General features: G+C 55.4%; 25 protein-coding genes. 6 read left to right on the top strand and 19 right to left on the bottom strand.

From position 1 onward, the window contains the following. Positions 1-15: 15 nt before the first annotated feature. Positions 16-1,329, bottom strand: coding sequence for a hypothetical protein (locus OHL21_RS22230; RefSeq protein ID WP_263419498.1), 1,314 nt, complete (start codon positions 1,327-1,329; stop codon positions 16-18). 362 nt (positions 1,330-1,691) lie between these two features. Between OHL21_RS22230 and OHL21_RS22225 the strand changes: the two genes are divergently transcribed. The 4 genes from OHL21_RS22225 to OHL21_RS22210 all read left to right on the top strand — a co-directional run bounded on the left by OHL21_RS22225 (position 1,692) and on the right by OHL21_RS22210 (position 7,413). After that, on the top strand, positions 1,692-2,687 hold the full coding sequence (locus OHL21_RS22225) for a family 43 glycosylhydrolase (protein WP_263419497.1): 996 nt from the start codon (positions 1,692-1,694) through the stop codon (positions 2,685-2,687). A gap of 40 nt (positions 2,688-2,727) precedes the next feature. Further along, the gene (locus tag OHL21_RS22220) at positions 2,728-4,857 is read left to right on the top strand and encodes a glycoside hydrolase family 31 protein (RefSeq protein WP_263419496.1); all 2,130 of its coding nucleotides are present in this window, start codon (positions 2,728-2,730) and stop codon (positions 4,855-4,857) included. A gap of 370 nt (positions 4,858-5,227) precedes the next feature. After that, positions 5,228-5,614: a BlaI/MecI/CopY family transcriptional regulator gene (locus OHL21_RS22215; protein ID WP_263419495.1), complete on the top strand. Its 387-nt coding sequence runs from the start codon at positions 5,228-5,230 to the stop codon at positions 5,612-5,614. After that, the gene (locus OHL21_RS22210) at positions 5,611-7,413 is read left to right on the top strand and encodes a M56 family metallopeptidase (protein ID WP_263419494.1); all 1,803 of its coding nucleotides are present in this window, start codon (positions 5,611-5,613) and stop codon (positions 7,411-7,413) included. Before OHL21_RS22215 ends, OHL21_RS22210 begins: the two co-directional genes overlap by 4 nt. A gap of 48 nt (positions 7,414-7,461) precedes the next feature. On the opposite strand, the gene OHL21_RS22205 is transcribed toward OHL21_RS22210, so the two are convergent. The 9 genes from OHL21_RS22205 to cpaB all read right to left on the bottom strand — a co-directional run bounded on the left by OHL21_RS22205 (position 7,462) and on the right by cpaB (position 15,829). Next, on the bottom strand, positions 7,462-8,373 hold the full coding sequence (locus tag OHL21_RS22205) for an NADP-dependent oxidoreductase (RefSeq protein ID WP_263419493.1): 912 nt from the start codon (positions 8,371-8,373) through the stop codon (positions 7,462-7,464). Between the two features lie 126 nt (positions 8,374-8,499). After that, positions 8,500-9,222 (bottom strand): class I SAM-dependent methyltransferase, encoded by a 723-nt coding sequence (locus OHL21_RS22200; RefSeq protein ID WP_263419492.1) that lies wholly within the window; start codon positions 9,220-9,222, stop codon positions 8,500-8,502. 12 nt (positions 9,223-9,234) lie between these two features. Beyond that, the gene (locus tag OHL21_RS22195) at positions 9,235-10,848 is read right to left on the bottom strand and encodes a hypothetical protein (RefSeq protein WP_263419491.1); all 1,614 of its coding nucleotides are present in this window, start codon (positions 10,846-10,848) and stop codon (positions 9,235-9,237) included. Between the two features lie 2 nt (positions 10,849-10,850). Beyond that, positions 10,851-11,912 (bottom strand): glycosyltransferase family 2 protein, encoded by a 1,062-nt coding sequence (locus OHL21_RS22190; protein ID WP_263419490.1) that lies wholly within the window; start codon positions 11,910-11,912, stop codon positions 10,851-10,853. A 112-nt stretch (positions 11,913-12,024) separates the two neighbouring features. Next, positions 12,025-12,222 carry a Flp family type IVb pilin gene (locus OHL21_RS22185; RefSeq protein WP_263419489.1) on the bottom strand — a complete coding sequence of 66 codons (198 nt, stop codon included), beginning with the start codon at positions 12,220-12,222 and terminating at the stop codon, positions 12,025-12,027. A gap of 162 nt (positions 12,223-12,384) precedes the next feature. Next, a complete protein-coding gene (locus OHL21_RS22180) occupies positions 12,385-12,582 on the bottom strand; it encodes a Flp family type IVb pilin (protein ID WP_263419488.1) in 198 nt (65 codons plus the stop codon). A 402-nt stretch (positions 12,583-12,984) separates the two neighbouring features. Beyond that, positions 12,985-13,407 carry a DUF192 domain-containing protein gene (locus OHL21_RS24625; RefSeq protein WP_399259135.1) on the bottom strand — a complete coding sequence of 141 codons (423 nt, stop codon included), beginning with the start codon at positions 13,405-13,407 and terminating at the stop codon, positions 12,985-12,987. Positions 13,408-13,424: 17 nt separating this feature from the next. Further along, a complete protein-coding gene (locus tag OHL21_RS22175; protein WP_263419487.1) occupies positions 13,425-14,915 on the bottom strand; it encodes a type II and III secretion system protein family protein in 1,491 nt (496 codons plus the stop codon). A 62-nt stretch (positions 14,916-14,977) separates the two neighbouring features. Beyond that, positions 14,978-15,829, bottom strand: a complete 852-nt coding sequence (cpaB, locus tag OHL21_RS22170) for a Flp pilus assembly protein CpaB (protein WP_263419486.1) — start codon at positions 15,827-15,829, stop codon at positions 14,978-14,980. A 255-nt stretch (positions 15,830-16,084) separates the two neighbouring features. Here cpaB and OHL21_RS22165 point away from each other — a divergent pair, with 255 nt between their 5' ends. Continuing rightward, the gene (locus OHL21_RS22165; protein ID WP_263419485.1) at positions 16,085-17,497 is read left to right on the top strand and encodes a hypothetical protein; all 1,413 of its coding nucleotides are present in this window, start codon (positions 16,085-16,087) and stop codon (positions 17,495-17,497) included. Positions 17,498-17,713: 216 nt separating this feature from the next. Next, positions 17,714-17,908, top strand: coding sequence for a hypothetical protein (locus tag OHL21_RS22160; RefSeq protein ID WP_263419484.1), 195 nt, complete (start codon positions 17,714-17,716; stop codon positions 17,906-17,908). A gap of 386 nt (positions 17,909-18,294) precedes the next feature. On the opposite strand, the gene OHL21_RS22155 is transcribed toward OHL21_RS22160, so the two are convergent. The 9 genes from OHL21_RS22155 to OHL21_RS22115 all read right to left on the bottom strand — a co-directional run bounded on the left by OHL21_RS22155 (position 18,295) and on the right by OHL21_RS22115 (position 26,947). Continuing rightward, positions 18,295-19,782 (bottom strand): pilus assembly protein TadG-related protein, encoded by a 1,488-nt coding sequence (locus OHL21_RS22155; RefSeq protein WP_263419483.1) that lies wholly within the window; start codon positions 19,780-19,782, stop codon positions 18,295-18,297. An 11-nt stretch (positions 19,783-19,793) separates the two neighbouring features. Then, positions 19,794-20,255, bottom strand: a complete 462-nt coding sequence (locus tag OHL21_RS22150) for a TadE family protein (protein WP_263419482.1) — start codon at positions 20,253-20,255, stop codon at positions 19,794-19,796. Further along, complete coding sequence (locus OHL21_RS22145) at positions 20,252-21,004, bottom strand: TadE/TadG family type IV pilus assembly protein (RefSeq protein WP_263419481.1); 753 nt, start codon at positions 21,002-21,004, stop codon at positions 20,252-20,254. The genes OHL21_RS22150 and OHL21_RS22145 overlap by 4 nt, the downstream gene beginning before the upstream one ends. 146 nt (positions 21,005-21,150) lie before the next feature. Then, the gene (locus OHL21_RS22140; protein ID WP_263419480.1) at positions 21,151-21,570 is read right to left on the bottom strand and encodes a DUF192 domain-containing protein; all 420 of its coding nucleotides are present in this window, start codon (positions 21,568-21,570) and stop codon (positions 21,151-21,153) included. A gap of 355 nt (positions 21,571-21,925) precedes the next feature. Further along, on the bottom strand, positions 21,926-22,840 hold the full coding sequence (locus OHL21_RS22135; RefSeq protein ID WP_263419479.1) for a type II secretion system F family protein: 915 nt from the start codon (positions 22,838-22,840) through the stop codon (positions 21,926-21,928). Between the two features lie 9 nt (positions 22,841-22,849). After that, positions 22,850-23,818, bottom strand: coding sequence for a type II secretion system F family protein (locus OHL21_RS22130; protein ID WP_263419478.1), 969 nt, complete (start codon positions 23,816-23,818; stop codon positions 22,850-22,852). Positions 23,819-23,828: 10 nt separating this feature from the next. Next, positions 23,829-25,109 carry a CpaF family protein gene (locus OHL21_RS22125; RefSeq protein ID WP_263419477.1) on the bottom strand — a complete coding sequence of 427 codons (1,281 nt, stop codon included), beginning with the start codon at positions 25,107-25,109 and terminating at the stop codon, positions 23,829-23,831. A gap of 33 nt (positions 25,110-25,142) precedes the next feature. After that, entirely contained in the window at positions 25,143-26,303 is a 1,161-nt protein-coding gene (locus tag OHL21_RS22120; RefSeq protein ID WP_263419476.1) for an AAA family ATPase, read from the bottom strand. Between the two features lie 128 nt (positions 26,304-26,431). Beyond that, positions 26,432-26,947 carry an A24 family peptidase gene (locus OHL21_RS22115; protein WP_263419475.1) on the bottom strand — a complete coding sequence of 172 codons (516 nt, stop codon included), beginning with the start codon at positions 26,945-26,947 and terminating at the stop codon, positions 26,432-26,434. Between the last annotated feature and the right edge of the window lie 32 nt (positions 26,948-26,979).

Here is a 26,979-nt window from a genome sequence, read left to right as displayed (position 1 = left end):
ATACTGTCCATCGCCCTACCAGAAATAAACGTCCACGATCTTCGGAGAACTGGTCGTTGTTCCCACCAGATTGGTCTCCAGCACTACTTGCAGATTCTTCTTCTCCCAGCCGGCGGGCGCTCGCGCGGCCACTTCGTTCCATGATGATTCCTGCGAGACGAATTCTCCTGCGATCTGATTGCCGAAGCTATGTAAGCCGGCAAGGGACAGGAACGGTTCATGTGTTACCGGGTCGAAGGTTCGGGTCACGATGGCATAGTCTTTTGCCTGCGGCTCCGGATAGGTGCGGAGCAGAGACCACAACCTTTGCGGATTGAATGCGTCGCGGATGCGCGGCGGCCCGCTATCAGAGTCACCTCGGTCGAAGGTAAAGCGCAGCCCGGCAACATTCTGTTGGGTCCAGGGATTCGAGAATGACCCAATCGCGATGATCGGGTGTCCGCGAAGCTCATCCATCTTCAGATCGGTACCCTGGCGAACCAAGGGTGTTTTACCTTTCCGTTCTAACGCGAGCGTAACCGACAGTGTTGCCTGAAGGACCGGCAGTGAGATGTGCCAGTTATGAAAGGCCTGAACGTCTGCCAGTCCTAGACTTAATGATTCGCCCGGTTTCAATCGGGAGAACTGCTGCATAGCGTTGGATTGGAGCTGAATTGTATCGCTCGTCGGGAGGCTGACAACCGGTGACGCCGGGGCGTCAAGGATAGGCTGCCAGAAGCGATCGAAATTCGTCGTATGAGGGCGAAGTGCAAGCGCCGTCCATACGGCTACGGCGATAAAGGCAGCGGCGCCGCTCCACCAGAAGAGTCTCGCGCGTCCTGGTGCCTTCGTGTGCTGACCGGCCAACTCTTTTGGTGCAAGAGGCGATTGATCTTCCTGGACGGTGGAGACCGGAGGATGATCAACGGGGCTGGGTAGTTCCTGAGTCGCAGGCTGGCTCGGCGCCTCCTGAAGCTTCCAGTGAAACTCCGGAATGTATCCGCCGGCCATCAGGTCGATCCGTACCGGCGTGACAGATCGCTGGCTGGAGTAGTACTGAGCTAGCCGTCGGCGGACATCATTCGCCCTTACCCGGACGATGGAATCGGTTGCGGTCTCATAGTCGACTGCCCTGCCAAAGAGCTCTACACCCAGGAAGCGCTCGGTCAGGTTCTCGGCATCTCCTGCGAGGGCACGTTTGACGACAAACTCTAGGAAATCTCTGCACCGTTTACTGCTCGAAAAACTGTCACTGGTCAGAATTCTCGCCAGCTCATCCAGAGCCGCATCTACCTGCTCCCGGGAAGGCGGCGACATGTGCGCTGACGATTGCGCTAAAGAGGAGGTCATTGTCTACTCGTAAGGAACCCAAGCATATCACGCCTCGTAACGTGCTCGTAACGTTCTTTGTGAAAGCATGCAAGTCATTGAGGGACTTCATGATCGGGTCATTTCTGCGGGACTGAACTGTTCCAAACGTTGACACCCCGATTTCAGGAAAAGAGACTCAGCGACGTTCAGGGAACAGGCTGCCATGCCGGGTTCAGTTGTCCGGGACCGCCAAGCCGGTAAAGGTTAGGACGGCCCGTTCGGAGAGGGACGCGCTCTTTTGACGCATGAATCCTGCCGCCATCAGAATGGCTACGGCTGCTCGGCTGATCGCGATCGGCAGTTCCTATACATTCATGGTTTGCGGAAAGGAATTTGAGGAGATGAAGAGGTCCAGGTGGCTGTTCACGTTGGTTTCCAGTATTTGTGCGGGTGTCATGCTGCAGCAAGCCAGTGCACAGGAGAAGGTGATTCGGCCCGGAGAGGTGTGGCTCGACGACCGTGGGCGGCCTATCGAAGCGCACGGTGGTGGAATCCTGAAGGTGAAAGATACCTATTTCTGGTTTGGAGAAGACCGCACTCCATCGAATGATCCCGACAAGCGTTATGTCTCCTGCTATTCCTCCACAGATCTGGTGCATTGGAAGTTTCGCAACCAGGTGCTGAAGCTGAGTAACCCTGAGAATCTGAACAACTGGATTCTGGAGCGGCCGAAGGTCTTCTACAACGACCAAACAAAGAAGTTTGTTATGTATGCCCACCTGGATGCATTTGGCTACAAGCTTGCGCGTGTCGCCGTCGCGGTGAGTGACACCATAGATGGTGACTATAAGTATGTGAAGAGCTTCCGTCCTCTCGATCAGGAGAGCCGCGACATCGGTCAGTTTATCGATGATGACGGCGCTGCCTATCTGATCTTCGAATCACGTCCGACGCACGGTTTTTTTATCGCCAAACTCTCAAGTGATTATCTCTCGGTCGAAAAGCAGGTCAGCTTCATCCGGGCTCCGCTCGAAGGCGGGGCGATTGTGCATTACAAGGGGCTGTACTACGTTCTTGGTTCGCATCTCACCGGCTGGAAGCCAAATCCCAACGTCTATGCCACGTCCAAGTCACTGGCGGGACCATGGAGTGAGTTCAAGGATGTCGCTCCGCCGGAAGTGAATACCTATAACTCGCAGTCGAGCATGCTGGTCAAAGTTACCGGGAAGAAAGATACAACCGTGATCTATATCGGAGACCGCTGGAAGCCGTCTGCGCTTACTGACAGCCGCTATATCTGGATGCCGCTTGAGATTGGCTCAGGAAATATGAGACTGCCTGAACCCAAGCCATGGACTCTGGATGTTAAGAGCGGCGTAGCAGCGGTTCTTCCATAACAGAGAAGTTGCCTGCATCACAACCTACGAAGGAAGGTCGATGTCATCGAATCGGATTACGAGAAGAAGCCTGGCGAAACGTCTCCTGGTGACGAGCGCTGTAGCCTCAACGCCGGGGGTATTGTTCGCTCAGGAGAAAGAACAGTCATTACGGCAAGCAGATTGGGCCGAGGTTCACCCAGGTGTATGGAGAGCACGCATTGGAACTCCGGAGTCCTACACTCCGGTCTCAGGCCGGCTGGTGGGGCCTCAGACCGACGGTTTTGATCGCCTGCCTCATGTGGCCGAATCGCCACTTCCTTCTATCTCAGGTGCTACCTCCGTCCGGGGAACAGTCGTTCAGTTGCCGCTCCGTCCCAATGAGCTTGTCTTCGGCTTAGGCTTGCAGCTTCTTTCTTTCGATCAGCGTGGAAAGAAGAAGACCATGCGCGTGAATGCCGATCCCAGGTTTGATTCGGGAGACTCTCACGCTCCGGTGCCGTTTTACGTCACGACTAAAGGCGTGGGCATCCTGGTCGACACCGCTCGTTATGCAACCTTCTTTGTCGGGAACGCGCGCCCGAAGCCTGAGGAGCCGGCTAGCAGTGTCAGCAACGTTAATCCTGATCCGAATTACACGCACAACATTAATACGGCTGACCAGGGGCAGGTGACGGTCGAAATCCCGAATGCTTCCGGTGTCGATGTCTACCTCTTCGCGGGGCCGAACATGCTGGATGCCGTTCGCCGCTATAACGTCTTTTCAGGCGGAGGCTTTGTGCCGCCGGAGTGGGGACTTGGGTTCTGGTATCGTGCCGACTCACGGTCAACGTCGCAACGAGTCGTGTCACTCCTGAAAGAGTTTCGTGATCGCAAGATTCCCTGCGACGTCTTCGGGCTGGAGCCGGGCTGGCAGAGCCACTCATACTCCTGCACTTTTGCATGGGAAGGACAGCGGTTTCCTGAGCCGACAGCATTTCTGTCAGAGATGAAGGCGTTGAACTGCCACGTCAATCTTTGGGAGCACGCCTTCGTCCATCCAGCTTCACCCGTGTTTCCTGCGATGCGGTCACTGTCAGGAGACTACGGCGTCTGGGGAGGTTTGACGCCGGACTTTGCTGATCCTGCAGCAAGACATGTCTTTGGCGAATATCATGGCAAGACCTTTGTCGATGCAGGTGTCAGCGGCTTCAAGCTCGACGAATGCGACAACTCCGACTACACCGGAGGCTGGTCGTTTCCTGAGCTAAGCCGTTTTCCCTCAGGCATTGATGGAGAACAGATGCACAGCGTGTTTGGGCTCCGTTACCAGTACACGATCTGGGACGAATATCGTAAGCGGAATCTGAAGACCTATGGTCTGGTTCGTTCCAGCGGTGCGCTGGCTGCGCCTTATCCCTTTGTCCTCTATAGCGATCTGTATAACCATCGCGACTTCATTCGCGGTTTGGTCAACTCCGGCTTCAACGGTCTGCTGTGGTGTCCGGAGGTACGCGATGCCGTCAGTGAAGAAGATCTGATACGGCGTCTGCAAAGTGTTATCTTCTCGCCGTTAGCACTCGTGAACGGTTGGTACATCAAGAGTCCTCCATGGCGGCAATTGAATCGAAAGCTGAATAACGCCGGGCAGGATATGACCAACTGGGAGGTAACTGAGTCTCGCTGCCGAGAGATTATCGGTTGGCGCATGAGCCTGGTCCCCTATCTGAAGAGCGCATTTCATCGCTATGCCGCTGACGGAACTCCTCCTTTCCGTGCGCTCGTGATGGACTGGCCGAATGACGCCCGACTGGCAAAAGTGGACGATCAATACATCATCGGCGACCGCATGATGATCGCTCCGTTGTTTGCCGGAGAGGCAAAGAGGGAACTCGTTTTCCCAAGTGGGAACGACTGGCATGACTTCTGGACAGGAGAGCTGATCAAGGGCGGCACGACCGTTACAGTCGATCGAACTGTGGAGAAGATTCCCGTGTATGTGAAAGCCGGCAGCATTGTTCCCTGGGCCGATGTGGGAGCTCATACAGCCGCGCCGGAGTCCAGGCGTCTATCGGCACGTGTGTACGGTAACGGCTCATTGAGCTTCAAGCTGGAGGGCGATGCCGGCGCGGAGCTGCGATGGTCCGGAGGGTCGGGTACAGTTACCGGCGAGACAGACTACCGTGTTCACCACTGGCAGCGACTTGGTTAAGCAGAGGTAGAAACGCAAAAGCGGAGCCATCAGGCTCCGCTTTGTGATTGTAAGAGGTCTATAGCATTTTCCCTGTTGCTGGGTATCCCGGAAGAGGAGTGCAGCGGCGTTCATTGCGGAAAACGCCGACAGATCAGGAAGCACTCTCCTCTACACCTACACGGAAAATGGTCTATGCGTAGTCTCTCCCGTCTCTCCGCCCTCTCCTCACTCTTCTTCCACAGAGCTGCCGCATTCGGCATAGCGCGAATCTCTTTGCGGATTGCACTGTGACCGCGCCATCCGCAAATTCCTGCGCCATGAAAGTAAATTTTTCTAAATACGATAAATATCGTTGACATACGACAATGATCGTACTAGTCTCCTGGCTATGAAGAAGAACGCTCCACCACCGCTGCCAACAGAAGCCGAACTCGAGATCTTGAATGTTCTCTGGAGTGCGGGGCCTTCTACGGTTCGTGAAGTCCATGCAGCACTTGGGCGCGATACGGGTTACACCACTGTGCTGAAACAGATGCAGGTGATGGCCGCAAAGGGACTGCTCACCCGCAGCGAACGTTTTCGCTCTCACGTATATGAGGCGCGCTTGCCTAAACAGGAGACGCAACAGCGGCTCGCCGGCAATCTGCTGAACCGGGCCTTTGAAGGTTCGGCTTCGCACCTGGTGTTGGGCGCGCTCTCTTCCAAGCCGGTCTCCGCGAAGGAACTCGCTGAGATCCGGCGCATCCTCGACGACTTTGAAAGGGGATCGAAATGACCACCGGTCAGTATCTAGCTCATGTCTTCGGATGGACGCTGCTTCATTTCTGCTGGCAGGGAGCGCTGATTGCGCTTCTGTTGGCCTGTGTCCTCGCGTTGCTCTCGAAGCACTCTCCGCAGCTTCGTTACTGCGTATGCTGCGCGGCGCTGGCACTGAACCTTGTCACAATTGCGGTTACGTTCGAACGTGTAGCCGTGAATGACGCGGGTCGTCTGCGGCACGCCGTCATCAATGCAAATGGACTGTTCGGAGGGGTATCGGAAGAGCTTGTTCAGGTGAGCCCATCACGTCTGGATGAACTCGAACAGGCGCTAGACCATTCATTGCCGGTCGTTGTCACGGTTTGGAGCCTCGGCTTTGCGCTCTGCCTGGCTCGTCTGAGCCTGGGACTTGCGGCGGCGAGACGTCTGAGGCTGATCGGTACGATGCCGGCATCAACCGAGGAGACACATCTTTTCGCTGCTCTCTGTAAGCGTATCGGTATCGACCGCTCCGTCAGATTACTGCGCTCGGCGGCAGTGCAGGCGCCGGCCGTCGTGGGATGGCTGCGGCCCGTTGTTCTCATCCCGGTAGGCGCGCTTGCCGGTCTTTCTCCAGTGCAGGTTGAGGCCATCTTTGCACATGAGCTGGCACATATTCGCCGTCACGACTACCTGGTCGGCATCCTGCAATCCATTGCTGAATCGCTGCTTTTTTATCATCCCGCCGTCTGGTGGATCTCGCACCATATCCGCAAAGAGCGTGAGCTCTGCTGTGACGACCTTGCGGTCTCCTGGACCGGCGGCCCGGTTCTCTACGCCCGCGCCCTCTATCAGCTTGCGGCGCGGCGCTCCAATTCACCTGCAATCACACTTAGTGTCAACGGAGGCTCTCTCTCGATGCGTATCCGCCGTCTGCTCAACCAGAACAATCCGCCTGCTGTTCAACCCTTTGCCGCGCTCTCGGTGCTTGCACTCGCGTTCGTTGTAGCCGGTGTCTGCTTCAGGACAGCGCAGGCTCAGCACTCACCTACGGCAGTCGACCGCCTGAACATGATTCATGCCATCACGGGAGTGCATTCTGCTATCGACACGACCCCTGAAGAGAAGAGTAGTGATCTCATGGTTGCGAAGGTGGCGCCGCCTGCACAGCCGCTGCTGCCTACTGCCGACCTGTCTATGCTCGCTGCCGCTGGCCAACAGGAACAGGAAAAGAAGAAACCAGTCAGGGTCTCTCCGGGAGTTATGGCCGGTCAGATCGTTTCGAAGGTCAACCCCATTTATCCCGAGGAGGCCAGGAAGGCACGGATCCAGGGCACAGTTGTGTTGAGTGCGACCATCGGAAAGACCGGTGATGTCATATCTCTGGCGGTGGTCAGTGGCCCTGCGGAACTGAGGAACAGCGCCGTGGACGCAGTACAGCAGTGGAAGTACAAGCCCTATCTGCTCAATGGCGAGCCAACCGAAGTCTCCACGACCATCAACGTCAATTACACAATCGAGGGCGATGGCCCCTCAGCCGTTGCTCCCTGCACGAGTAAGGACTCTGGATGCACAATGCCTGTGCTACTTTCAGGGCCGGCGCCGGAGTACCCTTCCGGGGCACGCGAGGCGAAGACCACGGGGCAAGTGATCGTAAGTCTCACCGTCGATGAGAAGGGCAATCCACAGGATGTAGCGGTACTCAGCCCCGCCGGGCATGGCTTTGACGAGAAGGCCCTCGAAGCCGTCCGCAGATACAGGTTTCAACCGGCAACCAGGTACGGGCTTCCAACAATTGCCGAACTGAAGGTTGCCGTAGACTTTCAGTCGTTCTAAAAATCCTCTTGGCTTGGGGACGGCATAAGCCGTCCCTTTCTTTTTCGGTTAGAAGAGCAGAATCTTTCCTTGCGATCCTCCACCATGCTCGGCCATGCGATGGGCTTCGGCTGTCTCGGTGAGGGGCAGTTCAGTGCGGATAGGCAGCCGGAACTTTCCATCTCGAACGTCGTCGGCAAACTCTCGCACCTTCGACGGATCGGGAACGGCCATCATGGCCGCGACGGTAACAGCCGGAAACTGCTGCGCATTTTTCGGTGGACCAACAACACTCCCGTACATCCCGCTATTTTTGACTTTCGCAATCAATTTAGTGGCGATCTCTCCACCAATCGTGTCAGCGACTGCATCCAGCGGCGGTAATTTTTTGAGAGCGTTTTCATCATCAAGCGCGACAACGTCGTTTGCATTCAAGCCCAGGGCTTGTTCGATCTGGGTCTTGCGTACTCCGGCGAGAACGGTTGCTCCTGCTTTGCGGGCGGAGTGAATCGCGGCTCGGCCAACGCTGCCCAGGGCGCCGGTGACAAGCACTGTCTTTCCGGCATGGACCTTTGCCGCGCGCCGGACCAACTGGTCTCCTGTAAGTGAGACTAGTGGCAAAGCCGCCGCCGCAACCGGGTCGACTCCATCGGGCAGGTGAGTCACATCATCCGCCTTCACGGTCACCAATTCCGCATAGGTATGCCAGGCCAGCGCCAGTACCTTCTCACCCGGTTTGAACTGTGTCACTCCGGGTCCTATTGACTCAACGATTCCACTGAGATCTCGTCCCAGAATGGCAGGAAACTGCACCGGAAAGCGCTCTTTTGCAGCACCGCTTCGCATCTTGTAATCGATCGGATTGACGCTGGTCGCGAGCAGGCGGACCAGAATCTCACCTTCTCCGGGTACCGGATCTGGAACTTCCTCCAGAACAAATTCTTCGGGGCCGCCGTACCTATGGATACATACTGCCTGCATGCCGGCTGTTCTCCTTTCGAGCGAATGATGTTGTCTTACACGTGCCAGAGCGATCGAGGCTCGCTCCGGTGAATGACGATACTCCTTACAAGACCTCTTGAGGAGACTGGCAGAAACGATGCGTTCTCACTCAAGTGAAGCCTGATAAGACGATCTTGCCAGCAGAGCATATTGACCGCCCAGCGGAACCTTTGCAAGCAAGCTCTCGAGAAAGGCCATACGAGAATAGAGCTGTTCCGGAAGATACAGAAAATAATCAGAAAAAAGTGGTGTGAAGCCACAGTCTCGCATCAGCGCCTTTGCGCTTCTCTCGGTGAGAAGCTCGGCATCGACATCTACCGGGCATCGGCTGACAATGGCTCGTGTGATTGGATTCCAGGGATTGTGCTCGATCATGCAGGCCAGTCCCCCTGGCGACAGGACTCGTTTGATCTCATCCAGTAACAGCTTTCTCGCTGCCTGCGGAACATGATGGTACACACATACCGCCGTCACGAAGTCTGCTGAGCTGTCATCAAACGGAAGCTCGATCTGCGATTGCTGTTGCCGCACCTCGAAGCGGGTACAGGAATCAAGCATCGCGGCAGATGGATCACAGCCGCCTGCCCATGCAAAATGGCTTCCGGCCAACTCCAGCAGCTCTCCTTTGCCGCATCCTACATCGAGCCATCGCAACGAGCTTGTATTCAACCCGGCGCGATGCAGCAGATCCTGAATCAGGACCCACTTTCGCTGGTGAAAGTAGTGTGTCCCATGCGCGAACCGGTTTCTGAGGGGGTCCTCCAGCAATGCGTCGTACGAAGCTGCATAGAGATCGAATTCTGGAGATAGTTTCTCGTTCGCCGGCATGTTATCTCCTTTTCAGTCTGCTATCCGTTCCATAATCCGGAAGCCATCAACTACCTGTACAAGCCGATAATGCGATTGAAGATATGGCTCCACAATGAGATCGTTTGGAGCCACCTGGGTGGACGAAGGAAAGACCACCGAGGCTACCTGCTCGATGTTCTTGTCCCAGACGACGTACCGAACCTTGCGCTCCTCCAGAATTCGTACCGTCTCCTGAAACTGAGACGGCGTGTTGTAGTTGTAGACGAGGATGCTATAGGGAGTAGGGTTGGTTGTAGCGTCCAGGAAGTAATACCTAGGGGCATACGGGTAAACGAAGATCTCTTCCCCGGGAGCAGCATACTTTTCCAGGGCGGCGAAAATGTCCATGGTTTTGAACGTCCGGATGGTCCCGGCGCGGGTCGTAATGGAGTGCGAGGCCAAAAGCAGGCAAAGAAGGTTGAAAATGCCCAGACTTGCCGAACAGACCAAGAGGAGACGCCGCGCCACGATTGCCAGTGATGCGCGGTACTCGCCTAGAAAATGAACTCCCAAAATCATCAATAGCGGTGATCCGAAGACCAGATGAGTGACATCCTTACGATGAATTTCACTCAGCCATAGTGCCGCTCCGGCAAGCCAGTAGAGCAGGATCTCGTTCCTGGTCAGGTTCCATCGAAACCGCGCACCCAACGCCGCCAACAGGCCAGGCAGAGCTATGACAAATAACAAGGGCACAATCAGAACAGCCGCCATTGGGACTGTCCATCCAAAGCCCTTTACTTTGACAACCCAGTGATCCCAGAAATTTGACAAGATGTCGTGAGCGTAGGGCACGGAGTTGACCGCCGAGTAATGCTGGGAGGGCCAGATGAAGTTGATATAGATCAGGGCCGACAAGGCTCCCTTGTGCCAGAAATAAAGTGCAACGGCTGCAAGCACGGTAAGGTAGCTCCCGGTGAGTAATGCCATGGCAGACAGGGAAGCGGCGCGGCGGAGCTTCAGCACAAAAAGCCAGACCAGAAATGCGCAGAATAAGAGAAGTCCCTTTGGCTGAAGGAAACAGGTCGTGGCGCCGGCGAGAGCACCGGCTGCGAATAACAGAGCTCTGTTACCCCTTTCCTGCCAGAGAACGATGCAGACAACCGCGGTCAATGCAAAGAAGTTGCTGTCTACATGATGGCTGATAGCCGGCCACAGGCCTCCGAAGTAGGTTGCCGCCAGAATGATGCTGGGAGTAATAGGGGACGTTCTGCATACGCGGCGGGATAGGAAATACATGGCGAGCGCCGTCCCTATCGACGTAATGAATAGACATATGCGGCTTGCAAGAAAGGTCTCTCCGAATACCTTGAAGAAGCCTGCAAGCCAGTAGAACGTCCCCGGCCCGATCACTTCGAAGAAATCGCGCGCAAAGACCTGGCCGTGCGCGACTCTGATCGCCCCATAATCCAGTGTTCCTTCATCGGTGCCGACAAGGTAGAGGCGCATGAATGGCAAGATGTAGAGAGAAGCCCAGAAAGCAAACAAGAGCATGCCCTTAAACTGTCCACTTGAGGGCGCGTGGGTCTCCTTTACTGCCGGCACAGACGCCAGCTCGATATCCATGCTGCAATCAACGATGTCTCTGGAAGTGTCGACAGGCATTGTTATGCTCGCAGGCTGGTGAGTGAGTTTAACGATGTCTCTGCCTCGATACTCTGATCGGGAGCCTCGTCGGCGCCAATCACTACGATCTTTCGCGGCTGAGGTTTTTCCAAAAGCACTGCACGCGTAAGCCCATGCTGCGGCGGCGAGACGTTGCATGTTTCGTTCACGACGTAGAGAGGCCGGCCTTTGGTTTCTTCATAGGTGCGGGCGACATAGTCTCCCACGGCGCCCAGGGCCAATAGAAGCATGCCGGAGAATGTGCACTGCATAGCGACTACCGAGGCCCATCCAGGGATAAGCGTCTTCGTGCAAAGCGCCAAGTACAGCACCCATACCAGGTACAGGAAACCGGCTCCTCCAAGGAGGCTGCCGGCCGCAATGCTTATCCGCAGCGGAAATGCAGAGAACGAGGAAATGCCTGTCCACGCAAAACGAAGCATCTTGGTGAGTGGATATTTGGTCTCGCCTGCCGAGCGGGCACAGCGCCGAAAGGGGAGGATGGCTTCTTTCATTCCCAGCCATGCAATCATGCCGCGCATGTACCGGTGTTCTTCCCGAAGAGAGCGGATGGCATTTACCGCTCGATGGCTGAAGAGCCGGAAATCTCCAACATCCTGAGTGAGCTGATGATTGGAGATCCGCGAGAGAGTTCGATAAAACAGAGCCGCTGTCCAGCGCTTAAACGTGGTCTCCGATTCACGGGAGATCCTCTGTGGCGACACAACATCGTAGCCCTGCTCGTACAAAGCGAGCATCTGAGGTAGCAGCTCCGGCGGATCCTGCAGATCTACATCCATGACCACCACGGCATCACCATCGGCGAAGTCGAGCCCCGCCGTCACCGCTGCCTGATGGCCGAAGTTACGAGTAAAACGGAGCACCTTTACACACGGGTCGTTCGAGGCGAGTTCTCCAAGAATCTCCGATGTCGCATCGGTGCTTCCATCGTCCACGAAGATAACCTCCCAGAGCCGGCCGTGCAGTGCGGCGCGAAGTCGCGGGAGAAACAACGGTATTGTTTCCGCTTCATTGAGTACTGGAACCACAACCGAAAAAAGCATGGCATTTCACCTAAGTTTCCTGCACGAGCCCTTTGACCTGAGGCAGAAAGATAGAGCAAACAGACAGTACTGCAAGGAGAGATGATGCATGGCCAAAGAACCAGTCAAGCGATCAGCCAATGGCAGTGGTAAGCGTCGTACCGATGTTTTGGAACGCGTTATTGATATTGTTCGCCAAGGTGCTCATTCCAGCCGTAGCGGCGAAGGCGATCAGCGCAACCACCAGCGCGTATTCGATGAGATCCTGTCCTTCTTCCTTCAGGAGGAAGACCCGAACCGCAACAGCAAGTCTTCTGAATTCGAATTTCATTGTGATGTTCTCCTCTGAATGTTTCAGGTTTCAAACCTTCGGGATTTGACCGTTCTGGAAATTGAGTAGGGAGAGCACGGAAGGGCCACCTTAAGCGCCTCCCCCTCAGAATCCCGCAGTAAAAATAAAGTACAGCTAGCCCAGCAAGACACGCGCTATATATCAGCCGACGGCGGTAGTAAGCTTCGTGCCGATTTGCAGAAACGCGTTATTGATATTGTTCGCCAAGGTGCTCATTCCAGCCGTAGCGGCGAAGGCGATCAGTGCAACCACCAGCGCATACTCGATAAGATCCTGGCCGTCCTCGCCGCTCAGGATATCCTTGGTCCTCAGATACATCATCCAAAGTTTGTTCTTCATGGTGAATCCTCCACTCCCTTTATTTAGTACCAGTCAATGACTGGTTGGCTTTATACCTTGACATCTAGCAAGTAAGATGCCATTCTCGTTGGCCCAATAGGGCGATAAATACCCGCACTGGTTGCGTGATGCGGCCACCAGCAGGGAAATCAGGCGTGATATTGAAGCATAAGGACGCTGCTGAGGGCTTCTAAGTATGCAAATAGTTGTCATTTCTCTGCTGATATCTACTGTGGGAACTGTTGTAAGTGAAGTTATTATTGTCGAAAACGTGAAACTGCTCGACGCGCTACCGATTGATGTAATGAAAATCCGTTAGCTGGCGTCTTAAATAAAAACAACAATGCATCATCTGCGCTGTTGTTTGTCGTGATGGCGCCGCAAGTCATAATGGAATGCGAGTTAGCTGTTTTTGTGATGCGCCCGGGCTAATTCAAGCCGATCGCCGCGGCATGTCCCGCTTTTGCGTACGGAGCCAGTCTCTAGTTCCAGTACCGAATGTGCAAGAAGGCAGAACGAGATCCTCCAGGGAGGCACTTCATGTCTTATCTTTCTTACTCGTTTGTCGCGGCTTAGATAGACAAGGTCAATCGAGAATTGCATCCTGAAGGTATGAATCGCCGCACAGGGAATGATCCATAGGCCTTCTCCGGCGGATAGCTGCTTTCGGCCAAGCAGGCCTTTTCTGCGGGTTTTGCCCGTGTCTGCCACCTCAATACACTGGGCTAACTCAGTATTGCGTGTTATGTTTCTGACGATCAAATGGATTTCGGGCTTCTCTGCATGCGAAGCGAGAATGCCCGAAATCCATTTGAGGAGAGCCATGGCGCTATGTTCCATCTTTATTGCTGTGGACTGGCTGATTGCTGTTGGTTGTCTGTTTCTCCGTTGCCGTTGTTCGAGAAGTTGTAAACGGCTACGGGAGACATGCTTTCCGTTTGCAATGTACGCCCTGGCTTCATGCTCTCAACCAATTTCTCGACAGAAATGGTTGCCGGCGGAGGTGTTGTTCCTGCGGGAGCGCTCGGGTTTTCCATCGGTATACCCGAGAGTGACGGCAGGAATTTATCAGGGAACTTGATCTCCGGTTTAGGTGCTCCGGCTGGGATCGGGTTTACGATTTCCGGAGTTATAATAACGATTAACTCCGTATTTGACTTAGTAACTGACATTGACTGGAAGAGCTTGCCAAGGATCGGCACATCGCCGATGAAAGGAATCTTCGACAGGTTCTTGGTTGCGCGATTGTCGAGCAGTCCACCAATTGCAAAGCTCTGACCCTGGCCGAGCTCGACTTCGGTTTTAACCTTGCGCGTATTGATTGCCGGAACGGTGAAGCCGGATAACTTGACTCCGTTTGCGAAGTCGAGAGTGCTGACCTCAGGCGCAACCTGAAGCCGGATTGTGCCCCGAGGTGTAATTGTCGGGATGAAGTCCAGGCGGACGCCAAACTCCTTGAACGTGATTGTCACTGCTCCTGTTCCGGTTCCGGTGACGCCCTGAACAACGGGGAACGGGAACTGACCACCGGCCAGAAAGCTTCCCTGTTTTCCATTGGTCGTCATGACGTTTGGTTCCGCCAGGACCTGTAATACTCCAGTCGTCTGCAGTGCCTCCAGAGTTGCGCCCAGTTGCAAATCCGGCCGGAAGATGAAGATGTTCATCAGGTCCGATAGAGCTATGTTCGTTCTGCCGTTTTGGTCGGTGACGAGCGTCGGTGGGGAGAACTGTTGCGTTGTAACGGTGCCAAAACTGTTCGTGGCGCCGGTGCTGAAGACGTTCAGGCCAAGCTGCTGGCCGCGGCTTCTGTCGACGCTGGCAAAACGCACCTTCAACAGGATCTGCGGTTCGCCCGCAGGGACGTTGACATACAGCAGGTTGACCACCTTGCCGGCTGTGGATGCGATCTGAACAGCACGTTTGGAGCTGTCGAGATCCTTCACCGTGCCACGAAGGAAGATGGATCCTCCTTCGGAGCTGACGCGCAGCGCCTGGCCGGGAAACTCGGCTCTGAGTTCACGACGCAAGGCTTCCAGCTTGTCGCCGGCATCGGAATGGCTGCTGTAAACCTTCACATTAAAGAACTGCCGGGCTCCTCCAGCTTGCCAGACAATGAGCGAAGTCTCTCCAGGAGCCTTGCCGTTGATCATGACCTCGGAAGGGCTTACTGCGGTAGCCTCTGCGATGTCGGGGGAGCCGACTGCGACCCGCGTCACCGAACGAAGACTGTCAACCAGTACGGATTTGCCGACGGCGACTACCAGATCATTTGCAGAATCCTGCGTTGAAGCTCCGGTAGGGGCCGCGGGGGTTCCACTCGGCTGTGCATACACGGGCTTTCCGGCACAAACGACACAAGACAGAAAAGACAAGCAAGCGATAATGAATGTGTCTCTCACTTTTGGACCTCACCTGAGACAAATTTTTCTTCCGTACGTTTCGATCCATTGAAGACCTGAACGAGAACGACCTGCGGAGCCGGCGCACGAACCACGCGAGGCGTTGATACTGTTCGCGGCTTCGGCGCGGGACTGTTTTTATCGGCGTAGAGGTTCGCCATGACAGTGCCCGGAGGCTGAGCGATCTGGGTGTCGAGAGGATTTCTCAGAACTAACTGGATGTGGGTCTGGTTACTTGCCAGACTGAGGTCCTCTGCCTGCTCCGGAGTCACCAGCAGGTTGACGACCTGCACCGGCTTCGGCTTTCCTTCCTGATCTTTCTGGATATCCGTACCTGCGGATAGAACCTCAATGTTCTGCAGCAGTGTCTTTACCTTCGGCCCATCGACCGGATTTGGTGTCCCCGGCGGGTTGCCTGAGATCAGAACATCGACGCGCATTCCAGGCGTTACAAAGCCGGCCACGCCGACGACGTCGTCCACCTTGACGGCGCATGCCCGCATACCGGGGCTGATGATCGCAGCCAGTCCACCGCCGGAGCCCGCTGCGGCCAGGCGGCTATCGAGGACAGGCTCGTTCTGGTAGAGGTTGGAGATCACTCCTCTGCCGATTGCGTCCTTGAGATTGAGAATTGCCCCCTTGGGTGCGGGAGAGGCAACTTCAGAGAGAGTTACGTCGACGTCGCGAAGCACGCTGCCCAACTTGATATCTGTGGTTGCGACAACGACGCGCGTCATATTCGAGTGCGACGCCAAAACGCGTTTCCCAACCAGGCGAGATACGAGAAAGCTGCAGATAGCCGCGACGATGAATGCGCTGAAGAGAATGACCACCACTCTTTTATTCATGGGCTGAACCTATCCGAAGGCAGATAGTGAGTCGCTTGCCTTCGGCACCAACGTCGCAATTGCTGTGCCAAAAAAGTCATAGCTGGCTGCTCGAAAGCCGCCGAAAGTGTGACCATCTGTATACCAATCGCGAATCGGGTGTCGCCGTACCGATACAGGGCGTTCGTTTTACGCGATTTCGACGAGGACTGGGTTGGTCTGGGAATTGCATTTGTTTGACACATTGCAGTTCTCCAAATTGCGGAGCCAACCATCATGAGGTCGAGTACGCTTACGACGCTTTTTTCTGAACCGCCTTCGTCCAGCACTCCTCCCTCCGCAGCGGTAATCTCGCTTCTGCTGCACGGGATTGGATTTGCCGTTCTTTTCACGGCTTCGCGGCACATGCTCAGGCTTCCCTACTCGTCCGTTGTTGCAGAACGTTACACGGTCCGGCTCCTGAAAAATGCCCGGGTCGACCAGTTGCGGAGGCTGACAATCAACGGCAGCGAGATGCAAACGGCTACACACGGCGAGGATCATGACATCGCCGCCGGCGGTACGGCGCCGGTAATGTCGGCTCCGGTTCAGTTGGCGCAACCATCGCAGTCTCAAATGCTGTTACAACCGGATGCGCCGCCCCGTCTGGTCGTGAAAGAGCCTATGCCTATTCCACTCGTCCGGTTGTGGTCTGCCGAGGAGATGCCGAACCGAATCCTTATTGCTCCACCTCCACAGGAAATTACTGTGGTGACGACGCGGCCCGCGTTGATCAGGCCTAATCGAGAGCCGAATCTGGCCGACGTCAATATGACGATGACACCGTTTCCTGTTCAGTCCCCGATCTTTCCTACAGGTACAACATCCCCGATCATTGTGCGTAGCTCTGAACCGGCGCCACAGCAGATTTCTATGACGGCCTCTACGAAGATGGAGCAGCCAACTCCTGCACAGGTGCTTTCATTGTCGGCACTGCAGAGTGATGGACCAGTGGCTATTCCTCTGGCGAACCAGGCCGTGGCGGCGAACTCTTCCGATGGATTCACAACTGGCCGTCCTGACAAGGCCATGGTCAGCGGGAGTGGCGATGTCACCGGACATCAAAATGGTAAGGGGGCGGGAGCGGAAGGCGCGCCGGCGATTGCGCAGTCTGGCGCTCCAACTGGCACCCAGGATCAGAACGGGGCGGCGGCTGGTTTGGGAGTGGAGAACAAGCCGGCTGTGACTCACCTCACGCAGCCGAAAGATGGCAAATTCGGTGTCATTGTTGTTGGATCGCCTTTGGCAGAGCGTTATCCGGAGATCGAAGGTGTTTGGCACGACCGTGTGGTGTACACAGCGTATCTTCGTGTTGGCGCGAGCAAGAGCTGGATCCTGCAATACTCTCTTCCCCAGGCAGGAGACGCTTCAGCCAACGCCAGCACCTCGCGGCCGGACGCACCCTGGCCTTACGACATGTTGCGGCCGCACCTCCCTTCCGCTGACTATGACGCAGACGCCATCCTCATTCACGGATTCATTAATATGGCCGGCCGCTTCGAAAAGCTGGCTCTCGTTTTCCCCGCGGGATTCCAGCAGGCGAAGTTCCTGCTGGATGCACTGCAACAGTGGCAGTTCCGGCCGGCGCTGCAGGATGGACATGTTTCGATGGTGGAAGTCCTGTTGATCATTCCCGAAGAAGCAGAGTAGTTGACTCTTCGTATGAGAATAGGGAGCCGCACATTGGCGTTGGCAACTTACCTCACCTGAAACCGAGACGACACTTTTTTTAGGCCACAATTGGGAATAGGGCACGGAGGGGTATGCTTTTTATTGCCAAATAACGTGTGACGGCACCAAAATGCTTCAGCTATGAGGCTTTGGAAGAGATAACGTTGAGTCTCTCCAAAGTCAGGGAGGGGAGGCATGAAATCAAAGATAGCTGTGATCTCTCTGTTGAGCGGGAGTTTGCGTTCGCCCAACACGGATCACCACATGGGGGCGGGGCGGGTGGCATGGGAGGTGGACATGGGAGCCCAGGTGCGGCAGATGTGGGTAATCGGGGTTCCACAGGGCAAATGGGAACAGCATCCGAGCGCAAAAGTCCTTCTGAGTTGCTAACGCAGAATACGAAACTTTCGAGCAACCTTGATAGGTTGTTGCCGCAGGGCACGACGGCACAACAGGCGGGTTCAAAAATCTTGGAGATTGCGTTGCAGCAATCCACGTCGCACACAACCTCGATATCCCTTTTGCTGACCTGAAGAGTAAAGGACAGGGAGCGGATCGGAATCATTGGGTAAGGCTATCCAATCTTTGAAGCCGGGTGTTGACGCTAGTGGAGAACTCAAACGAGCCAAGCGGCAAGCGAAGGATGAGTTAGAATCGGTCTCTTAAAGAGAGCTATCTCGAGCTTTGTCAGGGGGCACGTCTTAGACATCATGCGCCGTTTCTAAAACGTGCCGCATTAAGGGGCATCTCTGTCTCGCCTAGGTATCTGTCAATAGCTATTGCACCAGCGCAACCTCATTGACGTTATAGACAGCGTTGGATCTGAGGTTCATCGTGATGGAACCATTGCCACCCAGTTGCAGGGCGCCAACGATGATCTCCCCTTGAACCGTAGTGCCGCTTCCGGAGCCGCCCTGTAGATTGAGCTGCTGGAATTGAGCTGCGTTAGCCAGCATCGCCGTGCGGGTATTGGTCAGGTAGATGGTTCCAGTCAATGTCATAGCTCCGCCGCCACCCAGGTTATGAGTGGCTGCTGCGGCGGCGCGGTCCTGGAAAAACAGAATGCCTTTATAGGCCGAGCCCGACGGTGAGCCGATCAGGTTGATGGTGCCATTGGCTCCAAGGTTGAAAGTACCGCCTCCCGTGTTATAGACCATGATGCCGCCTCCGGTAGACGTTCCGTCCCAACCTGTATTGGTGCCGGTAGAGCCGTCCGTAAAACCGCTAGCCATGTACATGTCGCAATTCGCCGAGCAGTCCATCCCACCGCTCTGAATGTAGTAGATTCCGGGCTTCATTACGGGAGTCTTATTCTTTCCATCAATTCCGCTTGGGTAGACTCCAGGCGAGAAGAGGTAACATGCCTTACCGGGAGAAACCGGGCATCCGCTGGTGCCATTCGCAAGCAGCGTCGCAGCCGGTGCGGTGGGAAGAGTCGCCAGAGTGGGTGGGTTGACACCAGCCAGAGGATCTTCCATCCAGGAATCTGGTTCCACATAGTGTCCGGTGGTTCCATAACTTACGCTGGGAGATGTGGTCGGTCCCCCTGTCACTCCAAGGTCCGCGCCTGTTCCCGTAGTGCAGTTTCCACCCGTATCGTTCGGGCCGGCATGGGAGAGGTCAATGCTGGCATTTCCGCCGGTGGAGACGGCTACTGCGGCGGTGGAATTAACCTGAATGCTACGGTTAGGCCCGCCGCAGATCTTCACCGCAGGAGTACCTTGAAGTGACAGCGATGTCGTCATCGTTGGATGCGTGACAAGTATGGGTACCGGGGAGACAACGCTGACAATGGCTGCCGTGGCGGTAGCCTGCACCGTCGTTGCCGTCGGGCCGATCAGGCTCATGAGAAATGTGTTCACGTTTCGACTAACCGTGGCACGAATAACGTTCACGGGATAGCCTGTTGCCAGGTTTACCCCCGGGGCGCCGCTGCTGCCCGGAAAGTCGATCGTCACCGTATCGCCGGCGGTTCCGCCAAAGCCGTTATTGAGTGCATAGACGCAGGGAGTTTTCGGGTCGCTGGTGCCGCAGGTGAATGAGCCTGCCGTCGAAAATGCGGCTGCACCTGATGTGTTAGTGCTGTTGAAGACACTCATCATGCCCGCCGTAGCAGCAGCATCTGCTGCCGTCTGGGCCATCTGCCGTTGCGAATAAAGATGAGATCCATCCAAGCCCAGTCCGATGGCGCCGATCAAAAAGATGCTCATCGCAACCGCGACCATGATTATCGACTGGCCCTCTTCGTCTTTTAAAAAGCGCATAACGTGACTCCTCAGAAGGTGATGATTCCCTCGCTGGTGCTTCCCATTGTTCTGTTCAGGATTGTGCTGAAGTACGGGATGAGTGGATCGTACGGATAACTCACCGTAACCGTGACCGCCTTACCTGCTGCATTGCTCCCATTGGGATAGTTGACCGTGACCGTCAGATTGGCGGTATTGACCAAGCCGGCGCTGGCAAAATTCTTGACCACCGTTGTGATCTGGGTGCATGTGCATGGACTCCCCGGCCCACTTGGCCCATCGACGCCAGATCCTGTCCGATCTCCGCCGTGCACGATCGCATAGCGTGCGCCGGCGCGAGCCGCATTCGCCACGGTGGTGTATACGAGAACCATTCTTCCCAACTCCACGACACCTGCCAGCACGATGATGAACATGAAGGCAATAAAGATGAACTCGATGAGGGCGCTGCCATCATCTGCTTGCAAGCGTCGGATAGCTGAAATTCTCATTGGATTATCCTCATGACAGCCCGGCGATGGATCGTCGTCGGAGGCATCGTCGCGTAGATGTTGAGAGAAGGGAATTGGAAGGCTGGGATAAACGGGACGTAGGTATAGGTCACGTCAATACTGGTCAGTACATATTTCGCCGCCTCCGGATCGGAAGGAGGTGATGTGCAGGAGCCGGTAAGGGTTCCGTTTTTATTGGTGCAGACGCTTACGCTCAGGCTCGCCGCATTAGGAAGCGAAGAAGCATCCTGCTGAATCAGTGTGGTGATCTGAGTTGTCGACGGTACGCCAGGAGCTCCCACTGAAGCTCCACCGAGGATGGCATAGTCGGCTCCGGCACGAGCGGCATTCGCGACCGTAATCCATGCGAAGAAGAAACCGCCGAAATTGACCAGATTGACGATGAGCAGGAAGACCAGAGGCAGGATCAGGGCATACTCGATCAATGCTTGTCCGCGGTTCTCCTGGAGACGCTTCAGGAAGCGGTGGAAGGTTTGCCTGTCCGCACCTCCGGGAAGGACCTCTCTGGTAAGGTCGCGCCCTTGCTTTTCCGGTGGCACAAGCAGGAATGAGACGCCATTCTCATCTGAACCCACTACCTGCCCCTTGACCGTAATCGCGCGGTCCGGATCTGTTGCCGGAACATCCTCTCTTTGCAACGTCAACATGACGAGGGTGCCGGGGTACCAACGTTGGTCGGTCACCAGATAGAGCTTGTCAGAACTGATCTCCCGTACCTTATGCGCCATGGGGGCACCTCCATCCCAGTAGTGAGCTACCAGCGGCACATCGTCCCGTAGCTCTGTCCTCCGTGTTTCTTCAAATGTCGGCCATATCAGCCACTCCAAAATCGCTCTCATATACTTCGTCCGTTCTCAGGGATGTTTTTCTTGGCTCACTCCCTGCGAGCGCTGTGATGCGCTTCTTTCACCGGGGCCAGATGTTCTCTCATCTCCTCGGCAACACAGATCAACATCTGATCTCCAATCTGAGTATTCGAGGAATAGATCGTGTGAGTCGGCAGTTCAAGAACGCTTCCGGCCTGAGTCTTAATTGGTCCAATACGAAAGGAAGGGATGGATTCAACAAGGTGAATGACCCGGTTCTGCTCATCCAGATAGATCAGATCGAGAGGGAAGAAGAGTCCCAGGGTATGAACACCTTGCGAAGGCACCACCCATATCCCTTCATCCGAGCGGAGTCTCAGCCTCCCGATCAATCCCTTCAGGCGCATCAGGATGGTGTCCGCCGCCTTCACGTTCAGGCTGAGGAAACATTCCCGCGTCAGGTTATAAACGCAATACGTCTTTTCCATCTCGCTTCAACGTCTCGCAGGCGAAGAGCTATATGTAGCTTCCGCACACGAGTCTCCAATCTTTCGGTTTGCGAATTGAAGGTTCATGTTTTCCAACTCAAGCAGCGGGCCGAACAGCTTTCTTTTCCCCAGGGCATACATGCAAGGGCAACTCGATACGGCGACGAGATGTTGCAGGCTAACGTCCTTGCGTGCATGAACTCCAAGAAGAGAGCGACGGCCTTCTGCTGGAGCGAGTTTCTAGTGAACCCGGGTGCGGCGGCGATAGATGAGAAACATCAGCACCACGACGAAAAGTACACCAGATACGACTCGAATCAGCGTTATGTTGTCCATAGGAAGCCTCCTTGTCCTTTCAGTTTTTGAAGTATTTGTCGAAGGACTCTGCCATGATGATGGCGGCAGGTCCCAGGGTGACGAGAAACAGTGAGGGGAAGATAAACAAGACGAGCGGAAAGACGAGCTTCACCGTGGTCTTGGCTGCCTGCTCCTCTACTCTTTGGCGACGCTGGGTTCTCAGCGCGTCAGAATGCACGCGCAGCGTCTTGGCGACACTCGTACCCAACTGTTCGGACTGTATAAGTACCGAAACGAGGTTCCGAACGCTGTCGACCCCTGTGCGTTCTGCAAGTTGTTTCCAGGCGTCGGAGCGAGCTCTGCCGGCGCGCTGCTCCAGAACGACAATACCCAACTCGTCGCAGATGGCCGGGTGAGCGAGGTGCAGTTCTTCGGCCGAGCGGGCCGTTGCCTGATCCATGCTCAATCCTGCTTCAATGCAGATGGTCAGCAGGTCGAGCACATCCGGCAATCCCTGCCTGATCTGCGCCTGGCGATTCGTGACCTTGCGTCCGAGCCAGAAATCCGGCAGCAAAAATCCCAGTCCCAATGCGATCGCATAAACAAAGAACTCATTGCCATGCGCTAGTCCGCTGGCAAACGCCACAGAGCACAGTGTGAGAGGAACCAGTACCTTTGCACCATAGAATAAGCTGACTGCTGAATCTTCGCGAAAGCCTGCGCGCATGAGACGCTGCTGGATGACAGAGACCTCTGCCTGACTTTTCGGAAGGACGCGCTCGAGATGCCCCACCATTCCACTGATTGAAGAACCGGTTAGTTGAATGGTGCGCCGCAGAGCTCGCTCCTTCGTCGTCTGGGGCATTACGACCTCCCCAATTCGCTGGAGCATGGCTTCGCGATAGAACAGCAGAAGCCCTCCGCTGACAATCAAGACAAAGATGATAAAAAATGTAACCGCAGCAAATCCCATAACTCACCTTCAAACCTTCATGTTGACAATCTTGCGAATGATCAAAGCGCCACTAATGGTCATGGCCGAAGATAGATACAGAAGCTTGATGCCTACTGGATTCGTCCACAGCACGCTCATGGTCTTCGGATTTACGAGATAGAGTGCAATACCCAATACGATTGGCAGGAAAGAAAGAATCCATCCCGTCAGCCGTCCCTGGGCTGTATACACGCGAATCTGCCGCTTCAGGCGGAATCTCTCCCGGATCACGTGAGCTGCTTTTTCGAGAACCTCGGCCAGATTTCCGCCACTTTCCTTCTGGATCAGAATTGCGGTGACGACAATGCGAAGATCCTGCAGCGGCACGCGCTTTACCAGATTGTCCATCGCTGTTCTCAGCTCAAGCCCGTAGTTTTGCTCGTCGAAGCAGATCTTGAACTCGCTGCTGATCGGTTCTGGAGACTCATGCGCCACAAGCCGCAATGTGGTTACCAGGCTGTGTCCAGCACGAAGGCCACTTACCATCAGGTCCAACGCTTCCGGCAGTTCCTGCTCAATCTGATCGAAGCGGCTGGCGCGCTTATAGAGGACGAAGGCAAGTGGCGCCAGAGCAACCAGAAACCCAAGCAAAAGAGAAAAGATAAGGACCTCTGTCCGCCAGTACAGCAGATATGCCGGGATGACAAAACAGGCGATAGACATCAGTAGCAGAGCGCCTACGGTCCACTGCAATCCGGACTGATAGAGCAACGTACGGAGCTTCGGGGCCAATTCAAGCTGCAGCAGCCAGCGATTAATCCAGGGAATAGCGCTGAAAAGTTCTTTCTTGCGGAGATCGACAATCGGGTCGGTCTCCGTCTGTCCACTGGCCAGGGCAGCATACAGATTCGCTCGTGCGCGCTCTGCCTGGTGCGACGCACCGGCAGAACCGGCTGACAACAGCAGCGCGCACGTGACGAATACACCGAAGAATACCAGTATCAGAATCAGCGCCATATTCGCCTCCTCAGTTGACTTCCATCTTCTGTTCGAATAGCGCGGGCGACAGGAAAATGCCTGAAATGCGCAGCCGCTCAACAAACTTGGGACGGATTCCGCTCGGCTCAAAGACTCCAATCACCTTGCCGTCCGGGCCAACACCCTTTCTCTTGAAGGTGAAGATGTCCTGCATACTGATCGTGTTCTCTTCCATGCCTGTGATCTCGGAGATGCTGACGACCTTGCGGCTGCCGTCACTCATACGAGAGACCTGTACGACAATCGCAAGAGCCGACACCATCTGCTGGCGGACACTCTTTTCCGGGAGATTAAGGTTGCTCATCGCAACCATGGACTCAAGTCTGGTGAGAGCATCTCTCGGAGTGTTCGCGTGAATTGTGGTCATCGACCCCTCATGACCGGTATTCATCGCCTGGAGCATGTCAAAGGCCTCTTCGCCGCGGACCTCGCCAATGATGATGCGATCGGGACGCATACGCAGGCTGTTAATCAGCAGCTGGCGCTGACGTACGGCGCCATTGCCTTCCACGTTCGGCGGCCGTGTCTCCATGCGCACGATATTCTCAAGGCCGAGGCGCAATTCAGCGGCGTCCTCAATCGTTACGATGCGTTCGGTCTTCGGAACATACTGCGACAGAATATTCAGAAAGGTCGTCTTGCCGGCGCCCGTGCCGCCCGAGATAAGGATGCTTATACGCGCCCGCACCGCGGCGGTGAGAAGCTCCATCATCTCCGGCGAGATGCTCTTCAGTTCCACCAGTTGATTGGCAGCCAGGGGTCCTGTGCCGAAGCGGCGGATGGACAAGGCCGGACCATCAAGTGCCAGCGGAGGAATGATGGCATTCACACGGGAGCCGTCAGGCAGACGAGCATCGACCATCGGGGAAGATTCATCCACTCTGCGTCCGACCCTGGAGACGATCCGGTCGATAATCTGCAGCAGGTGACGGTCATCCCGAAACGCCGTCTCGACCCGCTGCAACATTCCTCCCCGCTCGATAAAGACGTGGTTCTTGTCGTTGACAAGAATGTCGGAGATGCTTGTGTCCGCAAGCAGCGGCTCCAATGGACCAAGACCGAAGACTTCATCCAGCAGCTCCGCTTCAATCTTTGCCTCTTCCGCGAGACTTAGCGGTACGGATTGCCGCGAGATGATCTCATTCACCATTCCCGCTACAGCCTGCCTCGCCTGGCTGGTATTGACGCGTGACAGCTTCTCCAGGTCAAGCTTGGAAATCAGCGTCCGGTGTATCTCGGCTTTGAAATTGTCCAAATTTACTCGATCCATACCGTCCTCATCCTCTTGAAGTTCCTATGTCTGCTATCCGAACAAGCTGAACCGCTTCTTCTTTTCGGTCTTCTCTGCCGTGCCATGGCTCTCTCGCACCATGTCCCAGATGACCCTCGAAGCCGGCGAGTCTTTGAGCACCAGCGGGACCGCGGTGTTTTGGGCATTCCTGGCAGATGACTCATCATTCGGAATCTTCCAGCGGGCAGGCATCGTGAGCGCCTTGGTGATGTTTTCTTCGTCAATCACGAGGGAACGCGGTGTATAACGGTTCAGCACCACCTGGACCTTGGTTCCGGACTTCGATTGAAGCTCTGAGACAATGCGGTTGGAATTACGCAGGTCGGGAATACCCACCTGCGTAACCAGGTACACAGTCGCTCCGTCGTCAAAGAGAGCCTGACCGGTAGTTCCCAGGTGGGAACCTGCATCAACCACAACGTAGTCAAAGTTCTGCCGCGCAACCGACAACAATTGCTCGATGGCCTTATTCGAGGGGGCGATCTCGACGTACTTGTCTGGAGCAGCCAGAACCGACAGGCCTGATTTATGTTTACTCAAGAGTCTGGAGAGGAAATTACAGTCCAGCCGATGAGGTTCTTCCAGCGCGTCTGCCGTTGAATACTGGGGCGTAATTCCGAGCTCAAGCGCAACGTCGCCGAGAGGGAGAGTCAGATCGATCAGTAAGACACTCTGGTTGCTCTCCGCACAATCCTGCGCCAGAGCTACCGCAAAGTTACTGGCGACGGTGGTCACACCCGATCCGCCCTTCGCCCCAATAAAGATGATTGACTTACCGGCGGCCTTGCTTACGGATCGAGAAGCGGAGTTTCGTGCTGTAGCACGGACCAAAGCCTCGGCAATCACATTCGAGGTAATAGGCGGTGTCAAGAACTCGCGAGCTCCGGCTCGCATGCAGCGAACCAGCATCTCCGGCTGAACCTGGGAAGAGTAGACCATGACCGTTGACGTGCTATTCGCGCAGATTGCCTCTACGAGCTCCAGCGCATACTCGGGGTCACTGTCTAGTTCAACAATGACAACGCCATAATGGCCGTCTAACGGGGACGACTTATCGCCAAGGTCAGGATAGAAGCCAAATTCATGTGTCGTATATCCCCAGAGCCCGGTCAGTGCATCCGCGACGAGCTGACGTTGCAACATTTGGGGAAAAATGAGCGCAACAGATGTCACATTCCCTCCTAGCGTGCTGGAAGCCTTAGCTGAATCTGGCATTGCTCGCTGACCATTTCTCGCGGCTGGCAATGTTCCGAACGATTGAGATGAAGTTTGCATATTCATGGCCTTAAGAATGAGTAGCGTTATCTGGCAAAAAACGAGATAAGAGTTCCGATGGCAATCGCCGGAGCGTAAGGCATCTTTCGGGTCAGGGGATTGTTGAGCACAAGCTCTGGATGTGGAGTAAGTCCACGCTTTCTCAAGCCGAAGATGAGATCTCCTGTCCCCTGGAGCATCTCGGCTGCAAATCCTCCAACGACGGCCAGACCCACAGCAATGATTCCGCCTGCGATTCCGGTCATTACAAGAGCGACCAGCATCTGCGATGGCCCGACCCAGCTGCCGATTGCGCCGCAGAGCTTGACGTCACCCATCCCCATCCCGCCCATCAGGCAAAGAACGCCAAACAGCGCGGCGCCTACGACCAGGCCGGCAGTGCTGTGCAGAAGACCGCTGAGGCCATGCTGCAGACCGGATACAACAAACCCGGCGACGAGGAATGGAAGCACCAGCCAGTTCGGAATACGCCGGCTGCGAAGGTCGGTGACTGTTGCTATCACAACTACGAACAATGTTGGCCACCAGGCGGCGGAATGCATGTGAGCTAACTCCCAAGGGAGATCAATAAAAG

The organism is Terriglobus albidus, from assembly GCF_025685425.1.
Classification (GTDB): Bacteria; Acidobacteriota; Terriglobia; order Terriglobales; family Acidobacteriaceae; genus Terriglobus; species Terriglobus albidus.
The sequence above is the reverse complement of the archived record's forward strand: the minus strand, read 5'-3'. Positions and strand labels throughout refer to the sequence as shown.